24 protein-coding genes and 1 pseudogene are annotated in these 25,109 nt (G+C 70.8%); 15 read left to right on the top strand and 10 right to left on the bottom strand.

Features of this window, described 5'->3' with window-relative positions:
* Positions 1-81: 81 nt before the first annotated feature.
* The 3 genes from ABZX65_RS27705 to ABZX65_RS27695 are packed head-to-tail and all read right to left on the bottom strand — an operon-like array spanning position 82 to position 2,079.
* Positions 82-1,185 carry an iron-containing redox enzyme family protein gene (locus tag ABZX65_RS27705; protein ID WP_355345565.1) on the bottom strand — a complete coding sequence of 368 codons (1,104 nt, stop codon included), beginning with the start codon at positions 1,183-1,185 and terminating at the stop codon, positions 82-84.
* Positions 1,185-1,454: a CDGSH iron-sulfur domain-containing protein gene (locus tag ABZX65_RS27700; RefSeq protein WP_355345562.1), complete on the bottom strand. Its 270-nt coding sequence runs from the start codon at positions 1,452-1,454 to the stop codon at positions 1,185-1,187. Before ABZX65_RS27700 ends, ABZX65_RS27705 begins: the two co-directional genes overlap by 1 nt.
* Complete coding sequence (locus ABZX65_RS27695; RefSeq protein WP_355345559.1) at positions 1,438-2,079, bottom strand: HemK2/MTQ2 family protein methyltransferase; 642 nt, start codon at positions 2,077-2,079, stop codon at positions 1,438-1,440. Before ABZX65_RS27695 ends, ABZX65_RS27700 begins: the two co-directional genes overlap by 17 nt.
* A 212-nt stretch (positions 2,080-2,291) precedes the next feature.
* Here ABZX65_RS27695 and ABZX65_RS27690 point away from each other — a divergent pair, with 212 nt between their 5' ends.
* The 6 genes from ABZX65_RS27690 (at position 2,292) to ABZX65_RS27665 (ending at position 8,103) form a co-directional block, all read left to right on the top strand.
* On the top strand, positions 2,292-3,656 hold the full coding sequence (locus ABZX65_RS27690) for a peptide ligase PGM1-related protein (protein WP_355345556.1): 1,365 nt from the start codon (positions 2,292-2,294) through the stop codon (positions 3,654-3,656).
* Positions 3,657-3,999: 343 nt separating this feature from the next.
* Positions 4,000-5,253, top strand: a complete 1,254-nt coding sequence (locus ABZX65_RS27685) for an ice-binding family protein (protein ID WP_355345553.1) — start codon at positions 4,000-4,002, stop codon at positions 5,251-5,253.
* Between the two features lie 246 nt (positions 5,254-5,499).
* A complete protein-coding gene (locus tag ABZX65_RS27680; RefSeq protein ID WP_355345550.1) occupies positions 5,500-6,090 on the top strand; it encodes a DUF5819 family protein in 591 nt (196 codons plus the stop codon).
* A complete protein-coding gene (locus ABZX65_RS27675; protein WP_355345547.1) occupies positions 6,080-7,153 on the top strand; it encodes an HTTM domain-containing protein in 1,074 nt (357 codons plus the stop codon). Before ABZX65_RS27680 ends, ABZX65_RS27675 begins: the two co-directional genes overlap by 11 nt.
* A 147-nt stretch (positions 7,154-7,300) precedes the next feature.
* Positions 7,301-7,600 (top strand): hypothetical protein, encoded by a 300-nt coding sequence (locus tag ABZX65_RS27670; RefSeq protein WP_355345544.1) that lies wholly within the window; start codon positions 7,301-7,303, stop codon positions 7,598-7,600.
* A gap of 152 nt (positions 7,601-7,752) precedes the next feature.
* Positions 7,753-8,103, top strand: coding sequence for a carboxypeptidase-like regulatory domain-containing protein (locus ABZX65_RS27665; protein WP_355345541.1), 351 nt, complete (start codon positions 7,753-7,755; stop codon positions 8,101-8,103).
* Between the two features lie 33 nt (positions 8,104-8,136).
* Here ABZX65_RS27665 and ABZX65_RS27660 read toward each other — a convergent pair whose 3' ends face one another.
* Together ABZX65_RS27660 and ABZX65_RS27655 are read right to left on the bottom strand one after the other, a co-directional pair.
* On the bottom strand, positions 8,137-9,798 hold the full coding sequence (locus ABZX65_RS27660) for a serine/threonine-protein kinase (protein ID WP_355345538.1): 1,662 nt from the start codon (positions 9,796-9,798) through the stop codon (positions 8,137-8,139).
* A 184-nt stretch (positions 9,799-9,982) separates the two neighbouring features.
* A complete protein-coding gene (locus ABZX65_RS27655; RefSeq protein ID WP_355345535.1) occupies positions 9,983-10,753 on the bottom strand; it encodes a serine/threonine protein kinase in 771 nt (256 codons plus the stop codon).
* A gap of 547 nt (positions 10,754-11,300) precedes the next feature.
* Here ABZX65_RS27655 and ABZX65_RS27650 point away from each other — a divergent pair.
* The 5 genes from ABZX65_RS27650 (at position 11,301) to ABZX65_RS27630 (ending at position 17,303) form a co-directional block, all read left to right on the top strand.
* Entirely contained in the window at positions 11,301-11,936 is a 636-nt protein-coding gene (locus tag ABZX65_RS27650) for a sensor domain-containing protein (RefSeq protein WP_355345532.1), read from the top strand.
* Positions 11,933-13,645 carry a DNA/RNA non-specific endonuclease gene (locus ABZX65_RS27645; protein WP_355345529.1) on the top strand — a complete coding sequence of 571 codons (1,713 nt, stop codon included), beginning with the start codon at positions 11,933-11,935 and terminating at the stop codon, positions 13,643-13,645. The genes ABZX65_RS27650 and ABZX65_RS27645 overlap by 4 nt, the downstream gene beginning before the upstream one ends.
* A gap of 102 nt (positions 13,646-13,747) precedes the next feature.
* A complete protein-coding gene (locus tag ABZX65_RS27640; protein ID WP_355345526.1) occupies positions 13,748-14,425 on the top strand; it encodes a VWA domain-containing protein in 678 nt (225 codons plus the stop codon).
* A gap of 2 nt (positions 14,426-14,427) precedes the next feature.
* Positions 14,428-15,375 (top strand): protein phosphatase 2C domain-containing protein, encoded by a 948-nt coding sequence (locus ABZX65_RS27635; protein ID WP_355345523.1) that lies wholly within the window; start codon positions 14,428-14,430, stop codon positions 15,373-15,375.
* The gene (locus tag ABZX65_RS27630) at positions 15,372-17,303 is read left to right on the top strand and encodes a hypothetical protein (protein ID WP_355345520.1); all 1,932 of its coding nucleotides are present in this window, start codon (positions 15,372-15,374) and stop codon (positions 17,301-17,303) included. The genes ABZX65_RS27635 and ABZX65_RS27630 overlap by 4 nt, the downstream gene beginning before the upstream one ends.
* Positions 17,304-17,324: 21 nt before the next feature.
* Here the strand turns inward: ABZX65_RS27630 and ABZX65_RS27625 are convergent, their stop codons facing one another.
* Complete coding sequence (locus ABZX65_RS27625) at positions 17,325-17,717, bottom strand: VOC family protein (protein WP_355345517.1); 393 nt, start codon at positions 17,715-17,717, stop codon at positions 17,325-17,327.
* Positions 17,714-18,016 (bottom strand): metalloregulator ArsR/SmtB family transcription factor, encoded by a 303-nt coding sequence (locus ABZX65_RS27620; RefSeq protein ID WP_355345514.1) that lies wholly within the window; start codon positions 18,014-18,016, stop codon positions 17,714-17,716. Before ABZX65_RS27620 ends, ABZX65_RS27625 begins: the two co-directional genes overlap by 4 nt.
* Before the next feature lie 317 nt (positions 18,017-18,333).
* On the opposite strand from ABZX65_RS27620, the gene ABZX65_RS27615 reads away from it, so the two are divergent.
* The 3 genes from ABZX65_RS27615 to ABZX65_RS27605 all read left to right on the top strand — a co-directional run bounded on the left by ABZX65_RS27615 (position 18,334) and on the right by ABZX65_RS27605 (position 21,281).
* A complete protein-coding gene (locus tag ABZX65_RS27615) occupies positions 18,334-19,539 on the top strand; it encodes a S8 family peptidase (RefSeq protein ID WP_355345511.1) in 1,206 nt (401 codons plus the stop codon).
* Between the two features lie 356 nt (positions 19,540-19,895).
* Entirely contained in the window at positions 19,896-20,621 is a 726-nt protein-coding gene (locus ABZX65_RS27610) for a dienelactone hydrolase family protein (RefSeq protein WP_355345508.1), read from the top strand.
* Positions 20,622-20,891: 270 nt separating this feature from the next.
* On the top strand, positions 20,892-21,281 hold the full coding sequence (locus ABZX65_RS27605) for a PPOX class F420-dependent oxidoreductase (protein WP_355345505.1): 390 nt from the start codon (positions 20,892-20,894) through the stop codon (positions 21,279-21,281).
* Positions 21,282-21,696: 415 nt separating this feature from the next.
* Here ABZX65_RS27605 and ABZX65_RS27600 read toward each other — a convergent pair.
* Positions 21,697-21,966: pseudogene (locus ABZX65_RS27600) on the bottom strand (transposase); the annotation flags it as partial.
* Here ABZX65_RS27600 and ABZX65_RS27595 point away from each other — a divergent pair.
* Positions 21,908-22,462 carry a hypothetical protein gene (locus ABZX65_RS27595; RefSeq protein WP_355345786.1) on the top strand — a complete coding sequence of 185 codons (555 nt, stop codon included), beginning with the start codon at positions 21,908-21,910 and terminating at the stop codon, positions 22,460-22,462. The pseudogene ABZX65_RS27600 and the gene ABZX65_RS27595 sit on opposite strands and share 59 nt — an antisense overlap.
* 243 nt (positions 22,463-22,705) lie before the next feature.
* On the opposite strand, the gene ABZX65_RS27590 is transcribed toward ABZX65_RS27595, so the two are convergent.
* Together ABZX65_RS27590 and ABZX65_RS27585 are read right to left on the bottom strand one after the other, a co-directional pair.
* Positions 22,706-23,719: a hypothetical protein gene (locus ABZX65_RS27590; RefSeq protein WP_355345502.1), complete on the bottom strand. Its 1,014-nt coding sequence runs from the start codon at positions 23,717-23,719 to the stop codon at positions 22,706-22,708.
* Between the two features lie 46 nt (positions 23,720-23,765).
* The gene (locus ABZX65_RS27585; RefSeq protein WP_355345499.1) at positions 23,766-25,067 is read right to left on the bottom strand and encodes a hypothetical protein; all 1,302 of its coding nucleotides are present in this window, start codon (positions 25,065-25,067) and stop codon (positions 23,766-23,768) included.
* Positions 25,068-25,109 lie beyond the last annotated feature (42 nt).

Below are 25,109 nucleotides of genomic sequence, written 5' to 3'. Positions count from 1 at the left end.
GCGCGCCCCCAAGCCCATGGTGCCGCCACCGGACCGGGCCGGTGGGTCAATTCCTCGGACCCGCGTCGGGCAGGGGAACCGTCAGCCTCCGGTGCGCGGCGACGGCCAGTCCCGTAGCGGCTCCAACGGCGTGCGCAGCGCGCTGCGTCCGTTCCGCCAGGCGTCGAGCAGCGCCGCGCCGAGACGGTCCTCCAGCAGCCCGGTCGCCTCGATGCCGAGGACCACGCCGGCGTCCAACTGCGGCTCCGCGGCCAGCAGAGGAGCGATCACCTCGTGGCGTACGACCTGTTCGTGGACGGCGTCCGCTTCGACGTGCTCGTCGTAGAAGCGCTCCGCGGCAGGGCCCGCGCCGTTGGCGCGCATCGCCTGCGCCAGCCGCCGGGAACCCGGCGACGAGGTGATCTCGACGGCGGCGAAGTGCCCGACGAGCGCGCCGCGGAGCGCGCGGTGCAGGCCGAAGAGCGACATCAGGTTGACCACCGCCAGCGCCTCGGCGGGCGCCGCGTCCAGATAGCGGCCGTACGCGGTGTCCAGGCCGAGGTCCGTCATCAGGTCGGCGAAGAGCCGCGCGTGGATGTCCTCCGCGTGCCCGCCGCCGAACTCGTCGAATTCGACGGCGACCATCGCCGCCTTCGCCCGGCCGTGGAGGCGCGGGATCACCCAGGCGTGGGGATCGGCCTCCTTGAGGTGGTACAGGGACCGCAGGGCCGCGTACTCCCGCAAGTGCTCGAGATGGCCCTCGGGCTGGAGGTAATGACTGACACCGGTGCCGTCGTCTCCCACCGGTTCGACCAGCAGGGCGGCGACGGAGTCCGCCGCGTGCGGGCGGGTCGGCGCGTCCGCGCGCACCTGGCGCAGGAAACGGTCCTCCAGGAAGCCGCGCGTCCGCAGCAGCTCCACGTCCCACTCACGGTCGTCGGCCACACCCGCGAAGCCCTGGTAGTGCAATTCGTACAGCGAATACAGGGCGAGTTGCAGGTCGTCGCCGTACGGATCGGCGGCGGCCACGGCACCGGCGCCGGGCAGCTCTCCCGCGCCGTCGCGCAGCGACGCCACCACGGCGGCCGACAGCGGCCCGCGGGGCGTCGGAAGCGGGGGAGTGGTGGCACGCGACTCACGGTAGGAGGTCGGGTTCGCGGTCGGCGGGTCCGCGGTCGGGTTCGCGGTCGGGTACGCGGTCGTCATCAGGACTCTCCCTCCGGCCCGGCCGGAGCCGTCCGCTGCGCGCCGCACGCCGGCGGCTCTCCGTCCCCGCCGCCCTTGGACCGGCGGCGGTGGCTGGTGTCGCACCACGGGTGCGTCCGGCTGCGGCGGCAGGTGCACACCGCGACCATGAAGCGGTGCGAGGTCACGGCGACACCGTCGTCACCGACGACGGTCACCGGCCCCTCGACCAGGACGGGCCCGTCCCGTTCGACCAGGACGCGGCGCGGGCGCTCAGGCGTGTTCGGCACGGATCACCACCAGCTCCTCCTTGTCCTGCTCCCCGTCGATCAGTCCCGCCTGCCGCAGCCACGCCGTTCGTCCGCGCAGTACGGGCCCGAAGGGGATCAGCTCCCGGTCGGTCACCGCCGCGCGCAGCCCGGCCTCCGCCAGGGAGGCCAGCGTCGCCTCGACCCCGCACAGCGCCGAGTGCACCATCAGCAGGACGCCGTGCGGCGCCAGGACGCGCGGCGCGGTCGCGCAGATCCGGTCCACGACCGCCCGCCCGTCGTGCCCCGCGTCCCAGGAGCGGGCCGCGCCCCGTACCGGCGGCTCGGCCGCGGGGGAGGGGACGTAGGGCGGATTGCTGACCACCAGGTCGTACGGGCGGTCGTGCCGTCCCCGCTGCCCCGCGAGGTCGCCGTGCAGCACCCGTACCCGTCGCCCGGCCCTGAGGGCGTTCGCGCGGGCCGAGAGCACGGCCTGCCACGCGATGTCCACGGCGGTCACCCGGGCGCCCAGCCGCGCGGCGCAGATGGCCAGCGCGCCGCTGCCGGTGCACAGATCCAGTACGTGCATCCCGGGCGCCACGGCCTCGCGGCACATGGCCCGCATCAGGAGGTGGGTGTCCTGCTGGGGTTGATAGACACCTGGCATACACAGCACGGTCCACCTCCGACGCATGATGCGATGACTTTGAGTCACCTATTTGTGTGGTCCAGGGCCGACTGCCCCGGATGCGGGGTACCAATCGACGGACGGCGACCCGATAGGGATTCGGACGGTTCCGGAAATTCCGGAACCGGGTTTCCCGCCGCGATCGCGGGCACACACCCTCTATGGCGCCGAAGGACAGTGGCACTCCATCATTGATCGTTCTTGCCAACTTCGCCTCCGCACTCGCTGTCGACCTGCGGGAACACGCCGTGGTCGCCCGGTGGGCCGAGCAGGCCCCGCGGAAGATCTGGCTGACCCGGCCCGGTGACGTACTGCTGACCCCGGTCCCGCTGTCCGAGCCGTTCGCGCGGTACGCGTGCGCCCTGACCGGCGTCCCGAGGGACTCCGTACGGATCGTCACCGTCCGTGACCGACCCGGTGTCGCGATGGCCGACTCCGTGGCCGACACGCCCGGCCTGACCGACGAGCTGCGCGCGCTCGCGGCGGCCCGCCCCGGCACCCGGCTGCTGCCCATCGCCCTGGACGCCTCGACGTTCGCGCTCGCCGCCGCGCTGGGAGTGCCGGTGTCCCCCTGCGGTCGCGGCGGGCCGGCGGTCGGCGCCGAAGCGCTGGCGGTCACGGAGCTGTGCAACACCAAGGCCGGTTTCCGCGCCGTGGCCGAGCGGACCGGGATGCGCGTGCCGTACGGGCGCACCTGCTCGGGGCCGGACCTGCGCGAGACCGTACGCGCGGTGCTCCGCGCGGCCGTTTCCGGGCGCGGTGTCGTGAAACCCGACCGGTCGGCGGGCGGGCACGGGCTGCGGTTTGTCGGCGCCGAGGATCCGCTGGTCGCGGCGGACGGCTCGGGCGTGGACGGACGTGGTGTCGTCGGGCCGGACGGTCTGGGCTCGGACGGCTTGGGCGTGGACGGACGTGGTGTCGACGGTTTCGGGCCGGACGGTTTCGCGTCAGAAGGATTCGGGTCGGAGAGCCGCTGGACCGTGGAGGAGTACGTCCCCCACACCGTCTCGATCAGCGCCCAGTTCGTGGCCGCGGCCGACGCGCCGCGACCGCTCTTCGACGGTGCCATGCGCACCGAGGACGGCTCCTTCACCGGCTACCGGGCTCCGCTGCGCGGCATCGTGCACCCGACGGTGTGCGACGAACTGCGCGACTGGGGCATGGCCCTCGGCCGCCACCTGATCGCGCACGGCTACCGCGGTCCCTACGACATCGACGCCCTCGTGGCCACCGACGGCACCCTGTACGCCACCGAGTCCAACGTCCGCCGCACCGCGACGACCACCCCGTACGACCTGGTCGTCCGCCTCGCCCGCGGCACCCCCGTCACCTGGACGACGGGCACGGTCCACGCGTCCGGTCCGTACTCCTTCACCGCCGCACTCGACCGCCTCCGTGACCGCGCGCTGGACTACGACCCCGAACGCGGCGACGGCGTCGTCCTCTACGCCGACGCCCCTGCGGACGGCGTGAGTTGGCGGTACGCGATCCTGGCGCGCTCCGCGCGGAGACTGGACGAGTTGGCGGCGTCCTTGCCGTCCGCGCTCCAGGACTGAACCCCGGAGCGCGTCCGCGCGGGGCCGAACTCCGTTTCGGGCGACCGCAGATGGGCCGGATCGGTCCGCCTGAGCGCGACCGGCGGGCACCCGCGCTCTTGATCGGCCGCTCATGGCGATGATTTCCTCGCGGCGCATTCCGGCGTGACGTGCAATAGCGGGAACGTTTTTCCGGCCTCGCGATTCTGCGATATTCGACCATGCCGGTTGATAAATCAATCCTTCACTCGTATGCGTGCATCGCTTCCGCATCTCTTTCTTTAGTGTGCCTGGCACGGAGTCGGCCGTCCTCAGAACCCGCCTTTCGGGCTTCGCTGCCGTTCCTGTCAGGAGTCACGCCTCTATGACGTCACAGATCCTGCCCGCGCCGAAAGGTCGCACCATTCCCACGTGGGTCGCGGCGGTGGTCGCGCCGCTGATCGCCGCGTCTCTCGTCGCCGCGGTGTCGACCCAGGCGGATGCCACCGCCACGGCCGTCCCGCTGGGAACGGCGGACAGTTTCGCCGTACTGGCCGGTCAGACGGTCACCAACACGGGTCCTTCGGTGATCACCGGAGACCTCGGGGTGAGCCCCGGCACCGCCATCACCGGGTTCCCGCCCGGCCTGGTCAACGGGGCCCAGCACTCGGCGGACGCGGTCGCCCTCCAGGCGAAGTCCGACCTGGTCACAGCGTTCAACGACGCCGCAGGACAGGCCACGGACTCGGCGCTGCCCCCGGACGCCGGGGGTTTGTCCCTGGTCCCCGGCGTCTACACCTCCTCGTCCACGCTCGGTCTCACCGGCACGCTGACCCTCGACGCCCAGGGCGATCCCAACGCCGTGTGGGTGTTCCAGGTGGGCTCCGGCCTGACCACCGCGTCCGCGAGCCGCGTTCTCCTGGTCAACGGCGCCTCGCCGTGCAACGTCTTCTGGGAGATCGGCAGTTCGGCCACGATCGGCACCAACTCCACCTTCGTGGGCAACATCCTCGCCCTGACCTCGATCAACGTGACCACGGGCGCGAGCATCGACGGCCGCGCCCTGGCCCGTAACGGCTCGGTGACGCTGGACACCAACCGCATCACGCGGCCGGCGTGCGGCACGGGCACGACGACCGGTGGCACCACCACGGGCGGTACGACGACCGGTGGCACGACCACCGGCGGGACCACGACCGGTGGCACGACGACGGGTGGCACGACCACCGGCGGTACGACCACGGGCGGTACGACGGCGGGAACCACCACGGGCGGGACGACCACGGGTGGGACGACGGCCGGGACCACCACGGGTGGGACGACGACCGGTGGCACCACGACCGGTGGGACGACCACGGGTGGTACGACGACCGGTGGCACGACCACTGGCGGCACCACGACCGGCGGCACCACGACGGGTGGTACGACGACCGGCGGGGCCACCACTGGCGGTTCGACCGGCGGCACGGGTCACTACCCGGGCAAGCACTGCAAGCCGAAGAAGCCGGTGAAGCACTGCCCGCCCAAGAAGCCCGTGAAGCACTGCCCGCCGAAGAAGAAGCCGGGCAAGCCCGGCGGTTGGTCCGACAACCAGGGCTACGGCGCACAACCCGCTTCCCCGGCGGGTCACCAGCGCTGACGCGCCCGGAGCACGACCCCGCTCGGTGAGCGACCAAGCGGTGCGCGGCGGAATCGACACCGAATCCGCCGCGCGCCGCGGCACCGGGCCGCACAAAAGGCAGCAGCGGAAAGTAGAGGGCAGGCGCAGATGCGGGCAGCAGGGACAGCGGTGCGGGTCGATTCCGACACGCACGTACGGGAATTGCCGGACGAATCACCGGAGTTCTCCGGACAACACCGACTGCCCGTCCCGCTGAGAGCGGGCATGGGGATCGCAATCGCGCTGATCGTGGCCACGGCGTTGACCCATGTGGCCATGGTGTTCCTGCACGTGGCACCGGCCAATCCGATCTCGCAGCGGTTCGGCCGCCAGATCAACGCCTGGATCTACCCGGTCTTCGAGCAGAATTGGCAGTTGTTCGCGCCGGATCCCGAGTCGGTGGACCGGACGGTCTACGCCCGTGTCGCGAGCACCGGCCCCGACGGGACCATGCACGTCACCGCGTGGGTCGACCTGACCGCAGCCGACACGGCGGCGGTCGAGCACGACCCGTTCCCCAGCCACACCCACCAGAACATGCTGCGCCGGGCCTGGTCCTCCTACGTCGACACGCACGGGAGCGACGACGAGCCCCACTCGGACCGCGCGGTCATGACCCAGCGGTACCTGCGCAACATCGCGGTGCAGCGCGTGGGGGCCCGCCGACCCGTCGGCGACGGTCCCGTCCAGTCCGTCCAACTCCGAGTGGTCACCGTGCCCGTCGCCGTCCAGCACGCGCGTCCGGTCGCCACCGCGGCCACGGCCGCCGACACCCGTTTGCTGCCCTGGTGGAAGGTGCCCTCGAATGACCACTGACCAGGTGACGTCCACCGAGGACGCGGTGCGGCCGGCGCCCCGTGTGCCGCGGCCCACCCCGAACGGGACCGGCCGGGCGTACGCCCTGCTCACGGAGCGACCGGTGTCCCAGTACGCGGCGGCCGTGCTGCGGATCGGATACGGACTGCTCTACCTCGTCTTCCTGCTGCGGGAGTTCTCGCATCGCGACGAGATCTGGGGACCCGGCTCGCCGTGGACTCCCGACCTCGCCCGGCAGCTCTTCGCCCAGAGCGGCTGGGCCAGCGTCCTCACGCTGTCCGACAACAAGGTCTACTTCGAGACCTGTTACGCCTTCGCCGTGATCATCTGCGCGCTCTTCGCGCTGGGTTGGCGGACGCGGGCGGTCTCCGTGCTCTTCGCCGTCGTCGTCGCCTCATTCCACGCCAGGGCGCTCTTCATGACGGACGGCGGCGACAACCTCACCCTGCTGATGTCCGTCTACCTGATGTTCACCGCCTGCGGACGACGCTGGTCCCTGGACGCACGCCGCACTCGGCTTCGCCCCGCCCGCCCGGACGCGCTCGCCTTCGTGCAACTCCGTTACGTCCGGCGCACGTTGACCACGGTGCTGCACAACTGCGGCATGTTCGTCATCGCGGCCCAGGTCTGCTTCCTCTACGGATCCGCCGGCCTCTACAAGGTCCAGGGCGCCTCCTGGGGCAACGGCACCGCCCTGCACGACGTACTCAACCTCCCCCTCTTCCAGCCCTGGCCCGCGCTGTCCCATCTCGCCGACAGCTTTCCGACGGTGCTCGTCATCGCCGGTTACGTGACCGTCCTCGTCCAAGTCGCCTTCCCCTTCGTTCTGTTCGGCCGCCTCAAATACCCCGTCCTCGTCGTCCTGATCGGCATGCACACCGGCATCGCCCTCTTCCTCGGCCTTCCGCTCTTCTCCGCGGCGATGATCATCGCCGACACCGCCTTCCTCCCCGACCGCCTCTACCTCTCCCTCTCCGCCCACCTCCGCCGATTCCGCCGCCCCACCCCCGCGCCACCGGACCCCACCGACGCGCCCCCCATCCCCGCCCAACCCGCGCTCTAGGCTGTGTCGCCAGCGGAAGCCGGTGAGCCGGGCGCCCCCTGACCTCTCGACGTCGAGCACGCCGCCTCCCGCCGGCCGCGTGGTGTCCATCTCGCCGCGTAAACTGTCGACTCCGACGGTTTCCCGTTCGACCCGAAGGACTCAGCCGTGGCCGACCGGCCCGAGATTGTCTGCATCTGCGGCTCCACCCGGTTCGTGGCCGAGATGCGCGCGGCGAACCGTGACCTGACCTTCGCCGGTGCGATCGTCGTCGCGCCGGGCGAGGCGGACGCGCCGATCACCACCGAGCAGAAGACCGCACTGGACGCCCTCCACCTGCGCAAGATCGACCTGGCCGACCGCGTTCTGATCGTCAACCCCGGCGGCTACGTCGGTGAGTCCACGACCCGGGAGATCGCCTACGCCCAAGCCACCGGCAAACCGATCTCGTTCACCGATCCCGTCTGACCATTAGGCTGAACCGGGCGTGGCTGCGCGAGCGCGACATCGCCACAATGATCCCGGAACATGACGAGCAGATCGCCCGCCGCCCGCACTGCGCATGCCGGCGGTCGTCTGAGTCACGATCGCTGTTGTGGTTCGGTCGAGCGGGGGAAGAAGTGGCCACCTTTTCGCACGGTGCGGTAAAGCCGGTTCGAGGGCTGGTGAAGGGGGTCGTTCGCCTGGCCGATGGTTCGGTGCTCCCCGATTTTGTCATGGAGCCGAAAGCGATTTCGTCGGTCGAGGTGCGGAGCATCGCGATGATCACGAATCGTCTTGGACGCTACTCCTTGAGTCTTCTGCCCGGCATTTACGCAATCCGTACCCACGGCATTGCGGAGGCGAGGCGCGAGTGGACGGGCGAATCACAGGAGGTCACGGTCGAAGCGGGGCAGGTGGTGCATGTGGATGTCACGGTCCGTCCGCCGTTGCATCGCCCGGCTTCACAGCACCTTCCGCCCGTCTCGTGATCAGCTGAGGCTGTGCGCTGAGGTGGACGGCGGTCAGCGGAGCGTGGGGGCGCCGTTGTGGATGATGATCGTGGCGGAGCACTGTTTGTCGGCGCTTGCGCCCTGTTGCCAGACGCAGATGCGGGTGCTGTGGTTGATGTCCGAGACGGTGCCGGTGCGTTCGGCGCCGGTGGAGGCGGCGAGGCCGACGGTCAGCCCGTCGTCGCGGATCAACTCGGCGTGGCAGGTCTCGAAGTAGCTGGTGTTCAGCATGCCGTAGAGCTTGCCGGAGCCCGCGTCGTCGAGCCACGCGGTGCAGCCACCGGCGGGACCGGCGGAGGCGCCGGAGCCCTTGATCGCGGCGGGGTCGTCGCTCATGCTCACGCCGTCGATCGGGTACGTGCCCGGTTCGGTGGTGGCGGACGTGTCGCTTTGGCGGGTGGCGGAAGGGCTTCCCGCCGCCGACGCCGACGCCGACGCCGCGGACGGGGACGAGTGCGGCAGGCCCGCCGCGCCCGCGCTGCCGCTCGTCGCGGCGGAAGGTGACGCCGAGGCCGTACGCGACGCGGAACCCGAAGGCGACGCGCCGGGACCGTGCGAACTGGGCGCGGCCCCTGACGCTGACGGGGAGGCTGATGCGGACGCCGAGCCGGACGTGGACGCGGGAACGCCTCGACCGGAAGTGCCCGTATCGGCACGGAAGAGCGAGGGGCGCAGGAGCAGGAGACTTCCGGCGACCACCGCGACGAGGCAGAAGACGAGCGCGGGTACGAGGACGCGGCGACGCCCACGCGCCGGCCGCTCCTGCCGGGGAGCGACCACGGCCCCGGCCGGCCCTCCGGACGCGAGGGAGACGACGGCTTCGCCGGTCACCGCGCCGCTCGCGCCCGCGGAGGCCGCGGCCCGGGCCGCCTCTGCCATCGCCGCGGCGTCGGGAAAGCGCTCCTCGGGCTTCTTGGCGAGGGCGGTGGCGACGAAGTCGCGCACGGCGGGAGGGAAGTCGGCGGGCAGGGCCGGCGCCGGCTGCTGCACATGTTTGAGCATGATCTCGATGGGCCGGTCGCCGTCGAAGGGCAGTTTCCCGGTGAGCATCTTGTAGCAGACGACGCCCATCGAGTAGAGGTCACAAGCCGCGCTGACGTCGTGGCCCTCGACCTGCTCGGGCGCGATGTAGAGGGCGGTGCCGACGATGGCGTGATCGGGTGTGATCTTGGAGGTGGCGAGGTCGCTGGCGATGCCGAAGTCGGTGACCTTCACCCGGCCGTCGTCGCAGATCAGCAGGTTGGACGGCTTGATGTCGCGGTGCACGATCCGCTGCCGGTGTGCGGCGTGCAGCGCGTCGAGCGCTTCGGCGGCGGTGGTGAGCGCCTGCTCCGGCGGCAGGGGCCCGCCCTCGTTGAGAAGCTGATCGAGCGGTCGGCCCTGGACGAGTTCCATGACGATGTACGCCACCCGCGTACCGTCGCCGACGGCGTTCTCACCGTAGTCGTGGACGTCGACGATGCCCGAGTGGTCCAGCGCGGCGAGGATCAGGGCCTCGCGCCGGAACCGCTTGGCGAACCTGGCGTCGCCGAACAGCTCCGGGCGCAGGACCTTTACCGCGACCCGGCGTTCGAGGACTCCGTCGTCGGCCCGCCAGACATCGCCCATGGCGCCCCCGCCGATCCGCTCCGCCAACGTGTAGCGCCCGCCGAGCAGGGTGCCCCGATCCCACACGCCCGTCCTCCAGAATTCCCCCGGTCACCGGCTGTCAGCCGGAGCGCACAGTCTGCCAGATGCGCCAGGAGTGAATGAAGGGAAAGCCCCTGGCGCCCAAGCGATGTGACATCGCATCAGCTCGCTGCGGAAGGCGTGCGGCCGACGGCGGGGGCCCGGCGCTCACGCGCGCGGCGACCGGCGCTCACGCGCGCGGATTCCAGAAGATCTGGAGGTCCTTCTCCTGGATCAGGTCGAAGCGGAGGGCGAGCGAGACGAGGGCCTCGCGCTTCCAGCCGAGGCGTGGGCTGTCCTGCGTGCCGGTGCGCTCGCGCACCTTGAGCTTGGAGCCCGCCAGGTAGTCGATGTGGAAATTGACGGCGGACGCGGTCAGGTCACCGCAGTCGGGGAGAGGACGCAGCCGGGTGACGACCTCGCCGACCGTGGGGATGGCAAGGCTGGACGGGTCGCGCAGCCGGGGCTCGCACAGGGCGAGCAGCACCAGGAAGTACTTGGCCGTCGGGTCGAGCGCGAAGGGCATGAGGGTGAGCCCGGCCGCGTGGCCGGTGGGGGCCTCCGGTCCGGGGTCGAGGAAGGCATGACGCGGGGCGAAGACGGTGAACCGGGTGAAGCCATCGGTCAACGGCAGCACCACGCGGGAGAGTTCGAACGGGATGGGCGCGCCCAGCCGGCGCGGGGCGACCTTCACGTACTCGCCGCCGCCTTCCAGATTCTCCACGACGTACGTCGTACGGGCGCTGAAGTTCGTCAGCCGCCAGTGGTCGTCGCTCGCGGTGAGTTCGCCCGCGTAGCGGGAGACACCCTCGCCGAGGAGGGGGATGTCGACGGACTGTTCCTCGGTGCCGCGTCCGAACGTGGCCACCTGCCCGGGGCCGAGGGCGAGTTGCCGGGGCCGACCGGGCCGCTCGGCCTCCTGCCCTGGTGCGTCCGTGAGTTGAACGATGACCGTTTCCATGCCGTGTGCGCCTCGTGTCATCCGCGTCATCCGCCCGCTGCCCGCCCCCGCAGGGCCAGGAGTTTAGCAACGGCCCGCGCACGGGACGGACGAGGCCGGTGGGGAAGTTGTGAGGACCCTGAGAGCCCTCAGGTTACGTACGGCCACGTGCGGCAGCAGAGTCGGTGCGTCCGGCAACCGCATGGAGGGAGTGACTGTGCCTGAGCAAGACGCACCCGGTCCGACCGCGTCGACCGACAAGAGCACGTGGCAAGCGCGAACGAACCCCGCCGCCGGGGCGCGTGGCGGTTCGGGTGAGGCGGGACTCCCCACCTGGCAGCAGACTCCTCGGGCCACACCGCCACCGATGGGGCGGCCCGCGCCTGTCAGGACACCCGCCCCCAGGGCGCCGTCGCGACCCGGCCGCCCGACCACGCCGCCCCCGTCCGCCGGTACTTCGGCCACCTCGACCTCGGCGCAAGGGCCGGTCCCGGCTCCTGCCCAAGCCCCGGCCGCCACCAGGCCCAACAGATTGACGTTACGCCGCTGGCGGCCGGTACTCCTCGCCATGTTGCCCTGCCTCCTGCTGGCAGGCGTCGGCTGGTGGTTCTGGCCCAGTCAACCCGCCCCCGTACCGCTGCACTTGGTCGCGGGCACGGTGCACGCCGCGCTCCTCACTCCCGACGAGGCGAGCCGCCTGACGGGGATGACCCTCACCTCCGGTCCGCGATCGGGCGAGCCCGCTCCGGCGCTGGCCGCCGATCCGTCGAGCTGCCGCGTAGCGGTCGGGCCGACCACCCAGGCGGTCTTCGGCAAGGACTGGACCGCCTTCCTGTCCGCCACCTACCAGGACGCCGGAGGACTCGGCGACTACACGGTGACCCAGGCCGTCGGCGTCTATTCCGACAGCGAGAAGGCAAGCGCCGTCCTTCGGACGCTGACCGCAGGGATCGGCTCCTGCCCGTCGGCCGTCCGCACCGACCAGGACGGCCGTACCTCCCCATGGACCTACCGGGTCGATGACACCACCGTGAACGGCGTCGCCTGGACCGCCGTCCAGGACGGCGGCAACGGCTGGGCGTGCTACCGCCGGGCCCAGCTCAAGGGCACGTCGCTCGTGCAGGTGGGGATCTGTGAGGCGGGCGACGGGCGGCCGACCGTCCAGACGCTCACCGAGCGCATCGCTGCCGGGGTGGGCGAGTGAACGTCAAGGGCGGGAGGCCCGGCTTTCCTTCCCGGTCCCGCCGGAGCGGCGAGCGTCGTGCCCTGGGGCCGGTCCTGACCGCACTGCTCGTCCCCGTCGCCATCCCGGTCCTCGGCGCGGGCCCCGCAGCCGCCGCCACCGCGACGGCCCCTCGTACGGCACCCGCTGGGATCACCCGTACAGCGCCCGCCGCGGTCAGCACCGAGGTCCCCGCGCCGCTCCCCGCCACCGGCGGGATCTCCGCCGGCCTCACCCTCAAGACCGTCATCTACAACAACGAGGTCACGGCGCTCCAGCAGCGCGAGACGAAGCTGACCGCCGAGAAGCGGACCCTGGCCAGGGCCACGGCCTCGTACAACTCGCGGGGCGCCGCCTACAACTCCAAGGATGCCGCCTGCGCGGCCAGGACGGCGGCCCACAACAGCAAGATGGACGCCTACAACGCACGCGTAGCGGCCTACAACGCCACCCCGCACGACTTCGTCCTCCCCGAACAGCAGTCCGCTTACGCCACAGCCGAGGCCCAGAAGGAGCAACTCGACGCCGAGGGCGTCGCGTTGAGCCAGGAGACGGCGTCGATCAAGGGCGAGCAGCGGCAGCTCGACACCGAGAAGGCTCAACTCGGCGCCGAGAAGACCCGGTTGGCCGCGGACATGACTCAGCACAACGCGCGGACCCGGACCTGGAGGTCCGACCGGAATCAGTTGGAGAAGGAGCATCGGCACCTGCTCCTGCAAATGGTGACCGCGCTCCAGGCACTGCTCGACGCCCCGCCGCCGCAGGCCGCGACCATGGCTCAGGGCGCGGACGCGACCGAGCCCCTGGACGTCACCGGCCAGGCGATCCGGGCGCCCGGCGGCGATTCCGCCTCACGGGCCGACGAGGTCGCGTCCCTCGGTCGCTACGCGGTGGTGACGCATGTGCCCGTGAGGTTCCAGCCCGTCGTGGTACGGCTCTCGCCGACCGCGCTCTCGACCGTATCGGCGGCGGACGCGGCGCGGTTGGCGCCCTCGGTCACCTACGACGCCGTCGTGCCCGAAGCGGACGGACACTACGCGGCCGTCGGTATCCGGCACGGTGACGCCGCCCCCGACACGGACGCCGACCGGGCACGGAGCGCCTTCGACAACGTCCTCGCACACGGGGGACAGGCCACCGCGACGGTCGACGGCGGCCCGGTCGTCATCGACAGGACCATTACCGTTCCCGCGGACGACCGCGTCAACGACCGTTGCGGCACAGGCGCGGGATTCACCGGGAGCAGCATCGTCTATCTGCCCCGCCACAAGCAGGCCGGAGAATGCGTGGCCACCGGGGCCTACGGGCAGCTCGACGTGCAGAACTACACCGGCGACCGGCAGATCAAGCTTGGATTCGCGCTGCCGGGTCTCCGTACCCTGCCCGCGAGCAACCGGGCGCGTGGACACCTCATCGGATTCGCCATGGGCGGGTCGAACACCGACACCCGCAATTTCGTTCCGCTGTACCAAGAAGCCAACCAATGGATGTACACGCACGCGGAACGGCCGGTCGTGAAGGCCGTCAAGGCGGGCGGCCATGTGTACGTGGAGGCGTATCCGGAATACGGCGACCCGAATTCCGCCGTGCCGACGTCAATCAGCTACCACACCCAGGGCGACGTCGAAGAGGAATGCGTCATCGAGAACAACCCCACGGGCGCCGGAAGCCGCTGCCACAACGGATCGTGACCCTACGGGACCGACCGTCGCACGCGACCGGCAGAGAACGCCGGGCTCCGCAAGAGCCACCTATCACGCGGGAAACACCGTCACGCAGGGAGAGGAACGAAGATGTCCGAGACGAGGGGCGTGCTGCTGCCCGCGTATGTGCTGGCGGACGAGTCGGGTTCGATGAGTCCGTACCTGGAGGAACTCTCCAACGGGCTGGTGTCGTTGTGCGAGGGACTTCGCGCGGAGCCGATGGTCGCGGCGAAGCTGCGGCTGGCGGTGCTGGGGTTCTCCGACGACGTGCAAGTGCGGCTGGCCGTGGCCGACATGCGCACCGAGAGCACCCTGCCGAAGGTGCAGATTCGTGGACTCACCAGTTACAAGGCCGTGTTCGAGGATCTGCTGGACCGGATTCCCGCCGATGTGCAGTGGCTGCGCGGTGAGGGATACAAGGTGCACCGCCCCGTGGTGTTCCTGCTGAGCGACGGGCAGCCCACCGACGGCAGGTCCTGGCGCGGCCCGCACGCCGAGCTGACCGACAGGGCCCGGACCCCCGCGGCGCCGAACATCATCGCCTGCGGCATCGGTGACGCCCGGGCCGACACCATGCTCGAAGTGGCGACCCGTCCCGAGTTCGCCTTCGTCGCGAAGGCCGGGACCGACCTCGGCCAGGCCATCTCCGAGTTCTTCCACTCGCTGACCGCCAGCCTGGTCGCCTCCGGGTACGCGCTGAACTCGGCGAATCCGCAACTCGTCGTGAACCGTCCCGATCAGTTCACCATGGCGATCGACGAGGTGTGAGCGTGAACCCCGACGACGGACTCCTGTCCGCCGGGACACCGGACGTATCGGCTCCGGCGCGGTCGACGCCGCCCTGGCAGCGGATCACGGTCGGCACGCCGGGGCCGGAATTCGAGGCGTTGCCTCCCGGCCAGTACGACTTCGACTTCCCCGACACCGAATGCGACGGCTGGTCGACGGGCGAACTGGCCATGCGGTACGCCTCGGTTCGGGGCGCCAAGCACCGCTACTACCGGCAGCCGCGACAGGACGCCGCCCGCGCGGCCGTGCACGCCGCCACCGGCAGCGTCGTCTTCGCGGTCGCCGACGGCGTCTCCAGCGCGTCCGACTCCGAGCAAGGCGCGATCGCGGCCTGCCGGGCGGCAGTTGAGCGCACGCTCCATCTTCTCGACGGGGCGGCAGGCCCCGTCGACCTGCGGGACGTTGCCTGCCACGCGGCCGACCGGCTGTGCGAACTGGCCCGTTGGCGACTCGGCGGACGGAACCCGCAATTCAGCGAGGTGGCCGATCTGTACGCGACGACGCTCGTGGCCGGGGTGGTCCGCCCCCGCCCCGAAGGCCCGCTGGTCGAGCTGTGCCGGATCGGGGACTCCGGAGCGTGGGCCCTGGACCGCTCGCGCGGACAGTACCTGCCGCTCTTCCCCACCAAGACGGGAACGGACACTCTCCTGGTGTCCGGCACGGTGACCCCCCTGCCCCATGTGCCCGACCCGCTGGAACGGACCAGCAGACGCCTGTCGCCGAGCGAGGCGCTGGTGATCGCGACCGACGGTTTCGCCGACCCGCTCGGCGACGGCGACGGCCAGGTCGGCTCCCTCTTCGCCCGGCACCTGACGAACCCGCCGCCGCCCTTGTGGCTCGCGCACCTGCTGGACTTCTCCCGGGAGACCTTCGACGACGACCGGACCCTGCTGACGGTCTGGCCCGCGGTGCCCGGGGGACAGGGGTGAACGCCCCGCGACCCCCCGCGGTCGATCACCACAGGCTTGCTCTGGGCGCCCAGTTGGGCCAGGGCGGCCAGGGCACGGTCCACGAGGTCACCAACCGGAGGATCAACGAGGCGGCGGGCGGCGGCTGGGACGTGGTCTACAAGGAGTACGGCCCCGCCGTACTGCCCGCCCTGCGCGCCGACGCGCTCGCCGCGAGAGCCGACCTGATCGGCGAGTTGAGCGCGGCGGACGGGAAGTGGCTGTGCGAGAGGACCGCCTGGCCCGCGGCCGTGGTCCAACGGCACGGGCACACTTGCGGGTTCCTCATGCGGGCCGTTCCCGACCGCTTCCGGTTCGCGTTCCAGAGCCTCAACGGGGCGACCGGAGCCCGACGGCTCGCCACCGTGGAGTACCTCCTCAACGACGACGCCTACGTGGCCGGTATCGGCCTGACCATCAGCGACAGGGACCGTCTCGCCCTCCTGGGCGACCTCGCCACAACCCTCAGCCGACTGCACCGCCTCGGCATCACCGTAGGAGACCTGTCACCGAAGAATCTGCTGTTCACGAAGGCGCCGCACCCCGAGTGCTTCCTGATCGACGCCGACGCCATGCGCCTTCGCGGCACCAGCGTCCTCCCGCAGGCCGAGACCCCCGACTGGCAGGTCCCCGACGGCGAGGAGAAGGCGACGGGGGCCGGCGACGTCTACAAACTCGCCCTGCTCGCCGTACGCCTCATCGCCCGCGACCAGACCGCCGCCGACCCCGCCGTGCTGACCTCCGTCAGCCCGGCACTCGCCGACCTCGCCCGGAGCAGCCTCGATCCCGACCCGAGGCGTCGTCCGGATCCCGCCCTGTGGGCGGAGAACCTGGCAGCGGCCGTCAGGACGGCCTCGACGGCCCCGGCTTCCGCGCCCGGTCGGCCAACCCCGCACCAGCCGGGCCGTCCGGTGCCCGCGGCGGCCGTTCCCGGCGGGGCACCGACCACGACCACCACCACAACCAGAACCGGAGCGCTCGTCGCCGCGAGCGTGGCCGCCGTCGTACTCGTCGCACTGGTCGGTCTCGGCGTCGCACACTCCCATCACGCCGACTCCGATACGGCCGCCCCGGTCGGGTCGACCTCCGCGACCGCGCCCTACCCCGCCTTCACCGACCCGACGTTCACCGTCCCCGACGCCACGGACACCACGGACAGCGATCCCGGCCCCACGGATCCCGGCCTCACGGACTCCGATCCCGTGACCACGTCGGCGTCCCCGCCCCCCGACGACATCGCCGCCGCCGAGGTCGGGTCCTGCTTCTACGACCACGGGACCACCAAACGGGCCGACTTGGTGGCGACCGACTGCGGCGACGGGGCGTTCAAGGTCGTGAGCGTCTACGACGGCACCACCGACCAGTCCCGCTGCGACGACGTCACCGACAACGACGAAAGCGTGTCGTCTACGGTCAACAACCGTGTGCTGTGCCTGAGTTATCAGAGCCCCGGCGGCACCGCCTTCCACGCGCGGCAGGGCGACTGCGTCTACGGCGCCAACTCCGGCGGCTCCTGGAGCACCCAGACCTGCCGGACCGGCAACTTCAAGGTCCTGGCCACCTACCGAGGCACCACCGACGACGCGAAGTGCGACTCCTGGCCGCACTACAACGAATGGAAGCGCTTCGGCGTCGCGGGCGACTCAGGACTCGACGTACTGCTCTGCCTGTCCATGAACTACCCCGACGACGCCGGATACGCGACGCAGCGCGAATGCCTCCTGAAATCCGGCGCGGACGGCCACGCGACCTTCACCAACGTCGGCTCCTGCGCCTCCTCCAACGTCGTGGTCACCGGCCGCACCAGCCGCTACAACGCCAGCGCCTTCTGCGGCCACGACGGCTGGACCACCTGGGAACCCCCGGACTACCCGGCCCTCGCCTACACCGTGTGCTGGAGACCGAAGTAGGCGGGTACGCGGGGCGGACGGCTACTGGGGCTGGGTCGCGATCTGGATGAGGTTGCCGCAGGTGTCGTCGAAGACGGCGGTGGTCACGGGGCCCATTTCCAGGGGCTCCTGAGTGAAACGGACGCCGAGCCCGGACAGGCGCTCGTACTCCGCCTTCACGTCGCTGACGGCGAACTGGGCGAGCGGGATGCCGTCCTCGAAGAGCGCGTCGCGGTAGGGCGTGACGGCCGGGTGGCCGGCGGGCTCCAGGAGGAGTTCGGTCCCGCCGGGCTCGTCGGGTGAGACGACGGTCAGCCACCGGTCCTTCTCGCCCACCGGCACGTCGTACTTCTTCACGAAGCCGAGGACGTCCGTGTAGAAGGCCAGGGCCTTGGCCTGGTCGTCGACGAACACACTGGTCAGATGGATCCTCATGGGGTGCTCTCCGTTGGTCCGGACGTGCCGCGGACAGGCCAGCGTTCGGTGATCTGCCGCAGCGGGTCGGTGTTCAGGTCGTGGAACTTGTAGCGCCCCTCCCGCCGGGTCTCGACGAGCCCGGCCGCCTCCAGCACGGCGAGGTGCTGCGAGACGCCCTGACGCGAGAGCCCGAGCCGATGCTTCATCGCCAGCCGCGAGCAGATCTCGAACAGTGTCTGTCCTGACTTCTCCGCGAGCTCGTCGAGGATCGTCCGGCGGGTGGGGTCGGCCAAGGCTTTGAACAGGTCATCGGCCACGCCCCCATGATAGGCAAGCCCCCACTTGCCTATCAAGCCGAGGCGCACGCCGGAACCGTCGATGACCAGGCGGTGCTCACGGACCCGACGGCGGCGTGAACCTCGCCGACGGACCCGGCCGAGGGTTTGAACCTCGCCAAGACGTCCGCTCGGAGCTGTTCCGGCAATCGAAGGTAGCCCGCCGGGCGGTCCGGCTGCGGAGCGAGCGTCTGCGCGCTGACCCCGAGGTACCGGGTCAGAAGTCGCAGGAGCAAGTCGTGCGAATCGCCGGGAGGTGTCCTTGGGAGGGATCGTTTCCGCGTGATCACCTGAGCCGAGTGAACACTCGTAGCAAGATCGCTCTCGCCGGTGCCGTCGTGCTCGCCCTCAGCGGGCCTCTCGTCGCCGGTATGCCCTCTGCTTCCGCCTCCGCTTCGGCTGCGGGGCCCGCACCGCTGGTACGCGCGGCGGACCGGGTGCCGGGCGAGTACATCGTCACCCTCGACAAGAGAATCGACCCCGCCGGAACGGCGGCGAAGCTGGGTCTGAAGCCGGCCTTCTTCTACAACACAGTCCTCAACGGCTTCGCTGTCCGCCTCACTCCCCAGCAGTTGACGCTTGTCCGCGGCAGCCTCGGAGTGGAGGCGGTGGAGGAGGACGGGAAGGTCGCTGTTCCCGACCCGGCGACCGCGTCCACCCCGGCGGTACGCCTGGGCCCGGCGGCCTCGTCCTGGGGCCTGGACCGGATCGACCAGCGCGATCTGCCGCTCGACGGGAAGTTCATCACCACCGGCAACGGCGCCGGAGTGACCGCCTACATCCTCGACACCGGCATCGACTACGGCCACTCCGAGTTCGGCGGGCGCGCCACGTTCGGCTTCGACGCGGTCGCAGACGGCAGGGACGGAGCCGACTGCAACGGCCACGGCACGCACGTCGCAGGAACGGTCGGCGGCAAGACCTACGGCGTCGCCACCAAGGCGAGCCTGGTCAGTGTCCGAGTCCTGGACTGCCGGGGCAACGGCGACGACTCCGCGGTGATCGCGGGCCTGGACTGGGTCGCCAAGCACGCCGTGCAGCCCGCCGTCCTCAACGCCTCCATCGGCGGCGAGAAGTCCCCGGCGCTCAACACCGCCACCACCGCCCTCTCCGACGCGGGCGTCCTGCCGGTCCTCGCGGCGGGCAACGACGCGAAGGACGCCTGCGAGCAATCCCCCGCCTCCGCGCAACGGGTGGTCACGGTCGCGGCGAGCAACAGGTCCGACGAACAGAGCACGTTCTCCAACTGGGGCCCATGCGTCAATCTCTACGCCCCCGGAGAAGGCATCCTCTCAGCCAAACTCGGCGGCGGCTCCGCCTCCCGGAACGGCACCTCGATGGCCGCACCGCACACCACCGGAGTCGCCGTCCTCTACAAGCAGGAACATCCCGCGGCCGACCCCGCCGAGACCGCCGAATTCCTGGAGACCACGGCCACCCGGAACGTCCTGACCAAGCTCAACCCGACGTCCCCCAACGCACTTCTGTTCACCGACGGACTCTAGCCCGGACCAGCCGTCGGCATCGTGACAGGCGGATCGCGCCACCCGGCCGTCAACCGTGCCCCCGCCCATGTGGTGGCCGACCGGGATACGACGGCCGGTGGACTGGCGGCATCCGCCACCGGCGCCCGGCGCCCCTCCACGGCTGCGGCAGCCCCGCCACCGTCCGGCTCGACGCACCGACACCGGGCGACGCCAAACGACCCGCTCGGCTTGTCCGTCATCTACCAGGACCTGCCAGGTCTGCCGATGACTTGGGCACTCGGGCCGGGCGGGCGCGAGGTGTGCGCGGATGTTTTTGTTCCGCCGGCGGAGAACAGCGGCCCGACCGGGCTCGACGGCCATTACGGTCCAGTCGTATGACGACGGTTACCACGCGTACGGTCGAGTATCCGGCTGACGGTTTGACGATGGTCGGGCACCTCGCGCTTCCGGCCGGTACCGACCGCCGGCCCGCGGTGCTGCTCGGGCCTGAGGGCATGGGGCTCAGTGACGTCGAGCGCCGCCGGGCGGATGCTCTCGCCGAGCTGGGATATGTAGCGCTGGCCTTCGACCTGCACGGCGGGCGCTATCTGGGGGACCCCGAGGAGATGCTGGCCCGTTGCCTGCCGCTGCTCGCCGACCCGGACCGGATGCGGGGGATCGGCCACGCGGCGCTGGACGTGCTGCGCGCCGAACCGCGCACCGACCCCGACCGGATCGCCGCCATCGGTTACGGCACCGGCGGCGCCATCGGGCTGGAACTGGGGCGCGACGGCGCCCACCTGCGCGCGATCGGCACCGTCAACGCGACGACCACCGGCCGGCCGGGCGAGGCAGCGCGCATCCGCTGCCCGGTGTGGGCCGGAGTCGGGTCGGAAGACCCGATCATGCCCCCCGCGCAACGCAACGCGTTCACCGCCGAGATGCAGGCCGCCGGCGTCGACTGGCGCCTCGTGGTCTACGGCGGCGCCCTCCACGCCTTCCACCACCCGCCGGTCGACCACCCCATGGTCCCCGGCGTCGGCCACCACCCACAGCACGCACAACGCGCCTGGCGCGACGTCATCGACCTGCTCACCGAGTGCCTGCCCGCAATGGAGTGATCTTGCCGGCAACCGCCCTTCCGGGCCGCGTACCAGGCCGGTAGATCGCCACCGGCTCCGGCGGCTCCGGTTTGCAGGGCATCACCGCAGCTCGGATTCGCTACGAAGACACCGACAGATCCGTCCGCCGTTGGACGGAGGCAGCACGTCACCACCGCACGGCCGACGATCACCCCACTCCGGTCTCGCACCCACGACCTGGCCTTCTGCTCTAGCGCATGCCGGGCACGCAGGGGGAGGTTCCATCAAGCCGTGACGTACCCTTCCGCCATGACAGATGGTCAAACGGACCTTGAGCGGCTGGCATCGGGCAAGTACGTCCGGGTCACTACCTTCCGTCGGGACGGCACAGAGGTTCCGACCCCGGTGTGGGTGATCCGGGACGGTGATGCCCTCGGTATCTGGACGGTCGCCGACTCCGGCAAGGTCAAGAGGATCCGCAACCGCGCCGACGTCCTGGTGTCCGCCTGCGACATTCGCGGCAACCCCTCGGGCGAGCCCGTCCCAGGACGGGCGGAGATCCTCACCGGCGAGCAGACCCAGCACTACCGCCGTCTCCTGGCCCGCAAGTACGGGTTGACCGGAAGACTCACCCTCCTGGGCAGCCGCCTGCGCCGCGGCCTGGACGGCACCGTCGGCATCCGGATCACCCTCGCCTGACCGTGCGGCAGCGTCCCCGCCCGCCAACGCGATCCCGACGTCGCCGAGGCGGTCGGCGGAGGAGTTGGGGCCGGGTGGTGTCGCGATCCGGCGTGGGGATCGCTGGGGGGCGCATGGATGCTGAGGACCCGAAATCTGCTTCAGCCGGTGGCTCGGTCTTCGTCCTGCCGACCGCAGCGACCAGGTGACCGCACGTCCGAACAGTGAGGCCCGGCTCCGCAACCGGCGGGTGCGCGTAGGTATGCATCGTCTCGTTGAACTCCCTGTGCCGGAAGAGCGCCTGCACGGCCTTGGGGCTCAGGCCAGAATCAAGGAGCCATGTGGTGGAGAAGTGCTTCAGGCTGTAGAGCCGGGTTCTCTTCAGCAGCCCGGCTAGCTTTACCGCTAGGCCGTTTCGTTTGGATCGGCTGGCAGACCAGAGGAAGATCCCCGCGATGTGCAGTCCAGCCAGGTAGATGGTCCCTGTCCTGTCGTCACGGGCGGCCATGCCCCGTCACTGCTTCAAGCGGTTGATGCAGCCTCCAACGGTGTCGCGCTGTTTGTATGCCTCGCGGTCAAGGGCTGGTGGCCTTCCGCGTCGCAGGTGGTGGTCTCGTTGATCGGCCGGAACGGGGATAACCGCCCGAATGCCACGCTCGCGCAGGTGCTCGCGGATCGCACGGGAGGAGTACGCCTTATGGGCCAGGCCACGTCCGGATGCGGACGGTGATCCGACCGGGTTCACCGCGGCCTCCGGCGGCGGGTGGAAGCCCGAACCGGGCGCGGAGGACCTGACGCTGACCGGCTCCCCGCTCACCGGCACCTTCACCCTCAAAGACGGCGAAGGCACGACCCCCACGTTCGCGAAGGTCGACCCCTCGGCCACGACGTGGCGGGTCACCTCGATGTTCCTGCCGACCACCAACTCCACCTCCCAGGTCGTCTCGGAGAAGATCCCGGTCGGCAATACGTTCCTGGCCCGCCTCAAGTACGCCATCGCACCCACGTCCGCCGTCACGCAGGCCACCTGCTCCACCGCGCCCGCGACCAAGGGCTGCCGCGTACTGGAATACGTCTACGCCAACGCCACCACCGCAGGTGGGCTGGGTGCCTTCTTGCTTGACCAAGCCGGGGTGGACGCCGAGCTAGAAGCCGCCGGGCAACGGCTTGCCGTCCTTGTAGGCCAGGACGTCCAGCGGTGAGGGGCCGTCGGCGGCGTAGACGACGCAGTCGGACAGGACCGCGACCGGGTACTGGCCGGTGGACGCGGCGTACTTGATGATTCGAGCCGCGCGGTGTTCTGCCCAGCCCGGTAGCGGTAGTTGGGAGGTCCTGAGCGGGGTTGCGTGGCGGAGTGAGGCATGTGAACCGGCTGCCGCGTGGCCTTTGGCGAGCGGCAGCCGGTCTACGTCGGGGGCCTGTTGCGCGATCGGCGTTTCAGGTGGTCATGGCTGGGCGGGCGGGTCGCCGCGCAGGACGAGGGAGTGGTAGCCGCCCGCTGCGATGGCCTGGACTTTGGTGGCGGCGTCGGTGGGGAGTGCGGTGAGGGCCGTGGTGTTGGCTTTCCATTCAATGGCCTGGCCGTTGTCGCGCAGGGCGACGATGCGGTCGTATCCGGCTGCCACCGCGACGACCCGGGTCTGGGCGGTAGTCGGCACCCACTGGTTGGTCATCGCGGTGCCCCAGGCGTAGACGCGACCGCCTACGACTGCGACGGAGAAGTCCTTGCCGGCGGCGATGGCCGTGGCCGTGCCGTTCTTGACCGGGGTGACGACGTCCGTCTGCTTCTTGCGGTTGTCGCCCCACGCGATGACTTTGCCGTCGTCGGTGAGGGCGAGGGCGTGGTAGGCGCCGGCGGCGATCGCGGTGATTCCGGTGTGGGTTCCCTCGGGGGTCTGGGTCTGGCCGTAGCGGTTGTCGCCCCAGGCCAGGACTTGGCCGTGTTTCAGGGCGAGCGAGAAGAACTGGCCTGCCGCGACGGCGTCGACGCCGGTCTGCGCGGCGGCGGGGACGGCTGTGGAGCCGTAGCGGTCGCTGCCCCAGGCGATGACCTGGCCGTTTTTGACGGCGAGGGAATGGAGGTAGCCGCCGGAGACGGCGGTGACGTCGGAGTGGAGCGCGGCCGGGACGTCTGTCTGGTGGTAGAGGTTGCTGCCCCAGGCGGTGACGGCGCCGTCCTTGACGGCCAGCGAGTGGAAGGCGCCGGCGGCGATGGCGCTCGCCCCCCGCAGCGCGGCGCCGGGGATGGCGGTCTGGCCGTAGGTGTTGTCGCCCCAGGCGAGTGTCGCCCAGTCGGTTGCGGCGCGCTGGGCGGGAGCCGGCGTCACGACGGCGGGGGCGGTCCCCGGGGCGGCGGAGGCCGGCTGGGTGAGGGCCGGCAGGGGGCTGACGGCGGCCAGGGCGATCAGTACGGCCGCGGGTCTCCAGTGGCGTCGGCCTGCTTCACGGCGGGTCGGCATGGGGCGGTTTCCCTTTCCCTGGGAACTCGGGGAGGTGGTGGTCACGTCAGCCACGGTCGGCTCCGGCTGCCGGCGCGCCCGCGTCGACGGGGGTTTCGGCAGAGGGACGGTTGGAGCGGCAGCGTGCCTGCTCACCGGAGGTGAGGGGACCGGTGCGCTGGTAGACGCGGTCGGCGAGCTGGGTGGAGGGGTGGTCGACGACCGTGTAGAGGCGCCAGTCGAGGTTCGGGTCGGCGGGTGTGGGATTGGAGGTGTACCAGCCTTCGGTGCGCTGGCGTCCGCTCTGGGTTTCGATCCAGGAGACCTCGCCGGGGCTGATGACCTCACGGACCGTCCGGTCGGCCGCCGGGGCCCATGCGGGGGTGGTGCCGGTGCCGGTGGTGAACTGGCCGTTCATGTTCGAGCGTGCAGCCGACCCGGGGGCCGGGGGCAGTCCGGCGGCGGCGGGCAGGTCGCTGATGGTGCGTGAGGAGATCCGCAGCGGCCGTTCTCGGGTGATGGTCGCGCGGGTGCAGTTGATGTATCCCTCCTCGGCCTGCCTGGCGGGCTCGTAGTACGCGAAGGAGTAGTCGGACTCGGCCGTGAACGTACAGCGGCTGCCGGCGGTGTTGCACTCGGTGACGGCCTCGGTGACGGTCCGCTTGTCGTTGCCCCTGAACGCCAGCGAGGGCGGCAGTTCGTTGTTGCGGATGGTCTTGTCCAGTGGGGGCGGAACCTGGACCGCCGTGATGTTGGTGATCATCGGTCCGCACTGTCCGCCGTTGGTGCCGGTGCCGGCCGCGCCGCCGTTGGGTTTGACCGGGACCGTGGAGGCGAAGGTGAGCAGCGGCTCGTAGGCGTTGGCGGTGAAGGTGTAAGTGCGCCCGGTGCGCCAGACACCTGCGCCGAAGACATTCCATTCCTTGTCCGGGTCGGGCTCGGTCAGCTCTTTCTGAACGGCGCCGCCCTCACCTTGGACGGTGTAGGTCTGCCCCTGTTCCACCGTGCGGGGGGCACACTGCATCGCGATGCCGGGGCTGTCGTCGAAGGTGACCGTGACCCGTGCGCCCGGCCGCACACCGCGCAGACGCTGCTTGAACTCGTAGGACGAGCCGTTCTGGGGCAGCATCGCCGCGGCCTTCCCCCCGGGGTGGCCCGTGACGGTGCCCGCGTAGCGAAACACTCCGCTGGCGGTTCCGGCACCGTTGTTCGCGGACGTCGAACCCACCGACCATCCCGTGGGCGTGAGGGTGTTGCCGTTTCCGCTGATCGCCGGAAGCGCCAGGTCGCCGTTGATCACGGCGACCGGCTCGGGCGTGTCCGCCGAGGACGCCTCCGGAAAGGCGACGGCCACCAGGCCGAGACACATGGCCCCGACAGCGGCACGGCGAAGCACGGGGCGGGCTGTGGT

Source organism: Streptomyces sp. NPDC003300 (genome assembly GCF_040610915.1).
In the GTDB taxonomy this organism is placed as follows: Bacteria; Actinomycetota; Actinomycetes; order Streptomycetales; family Streptomycetaceae; genus Actinacidiphila.
This window is presented reverse-complemented; position numbering and strand designations above follow the sequence as displayed.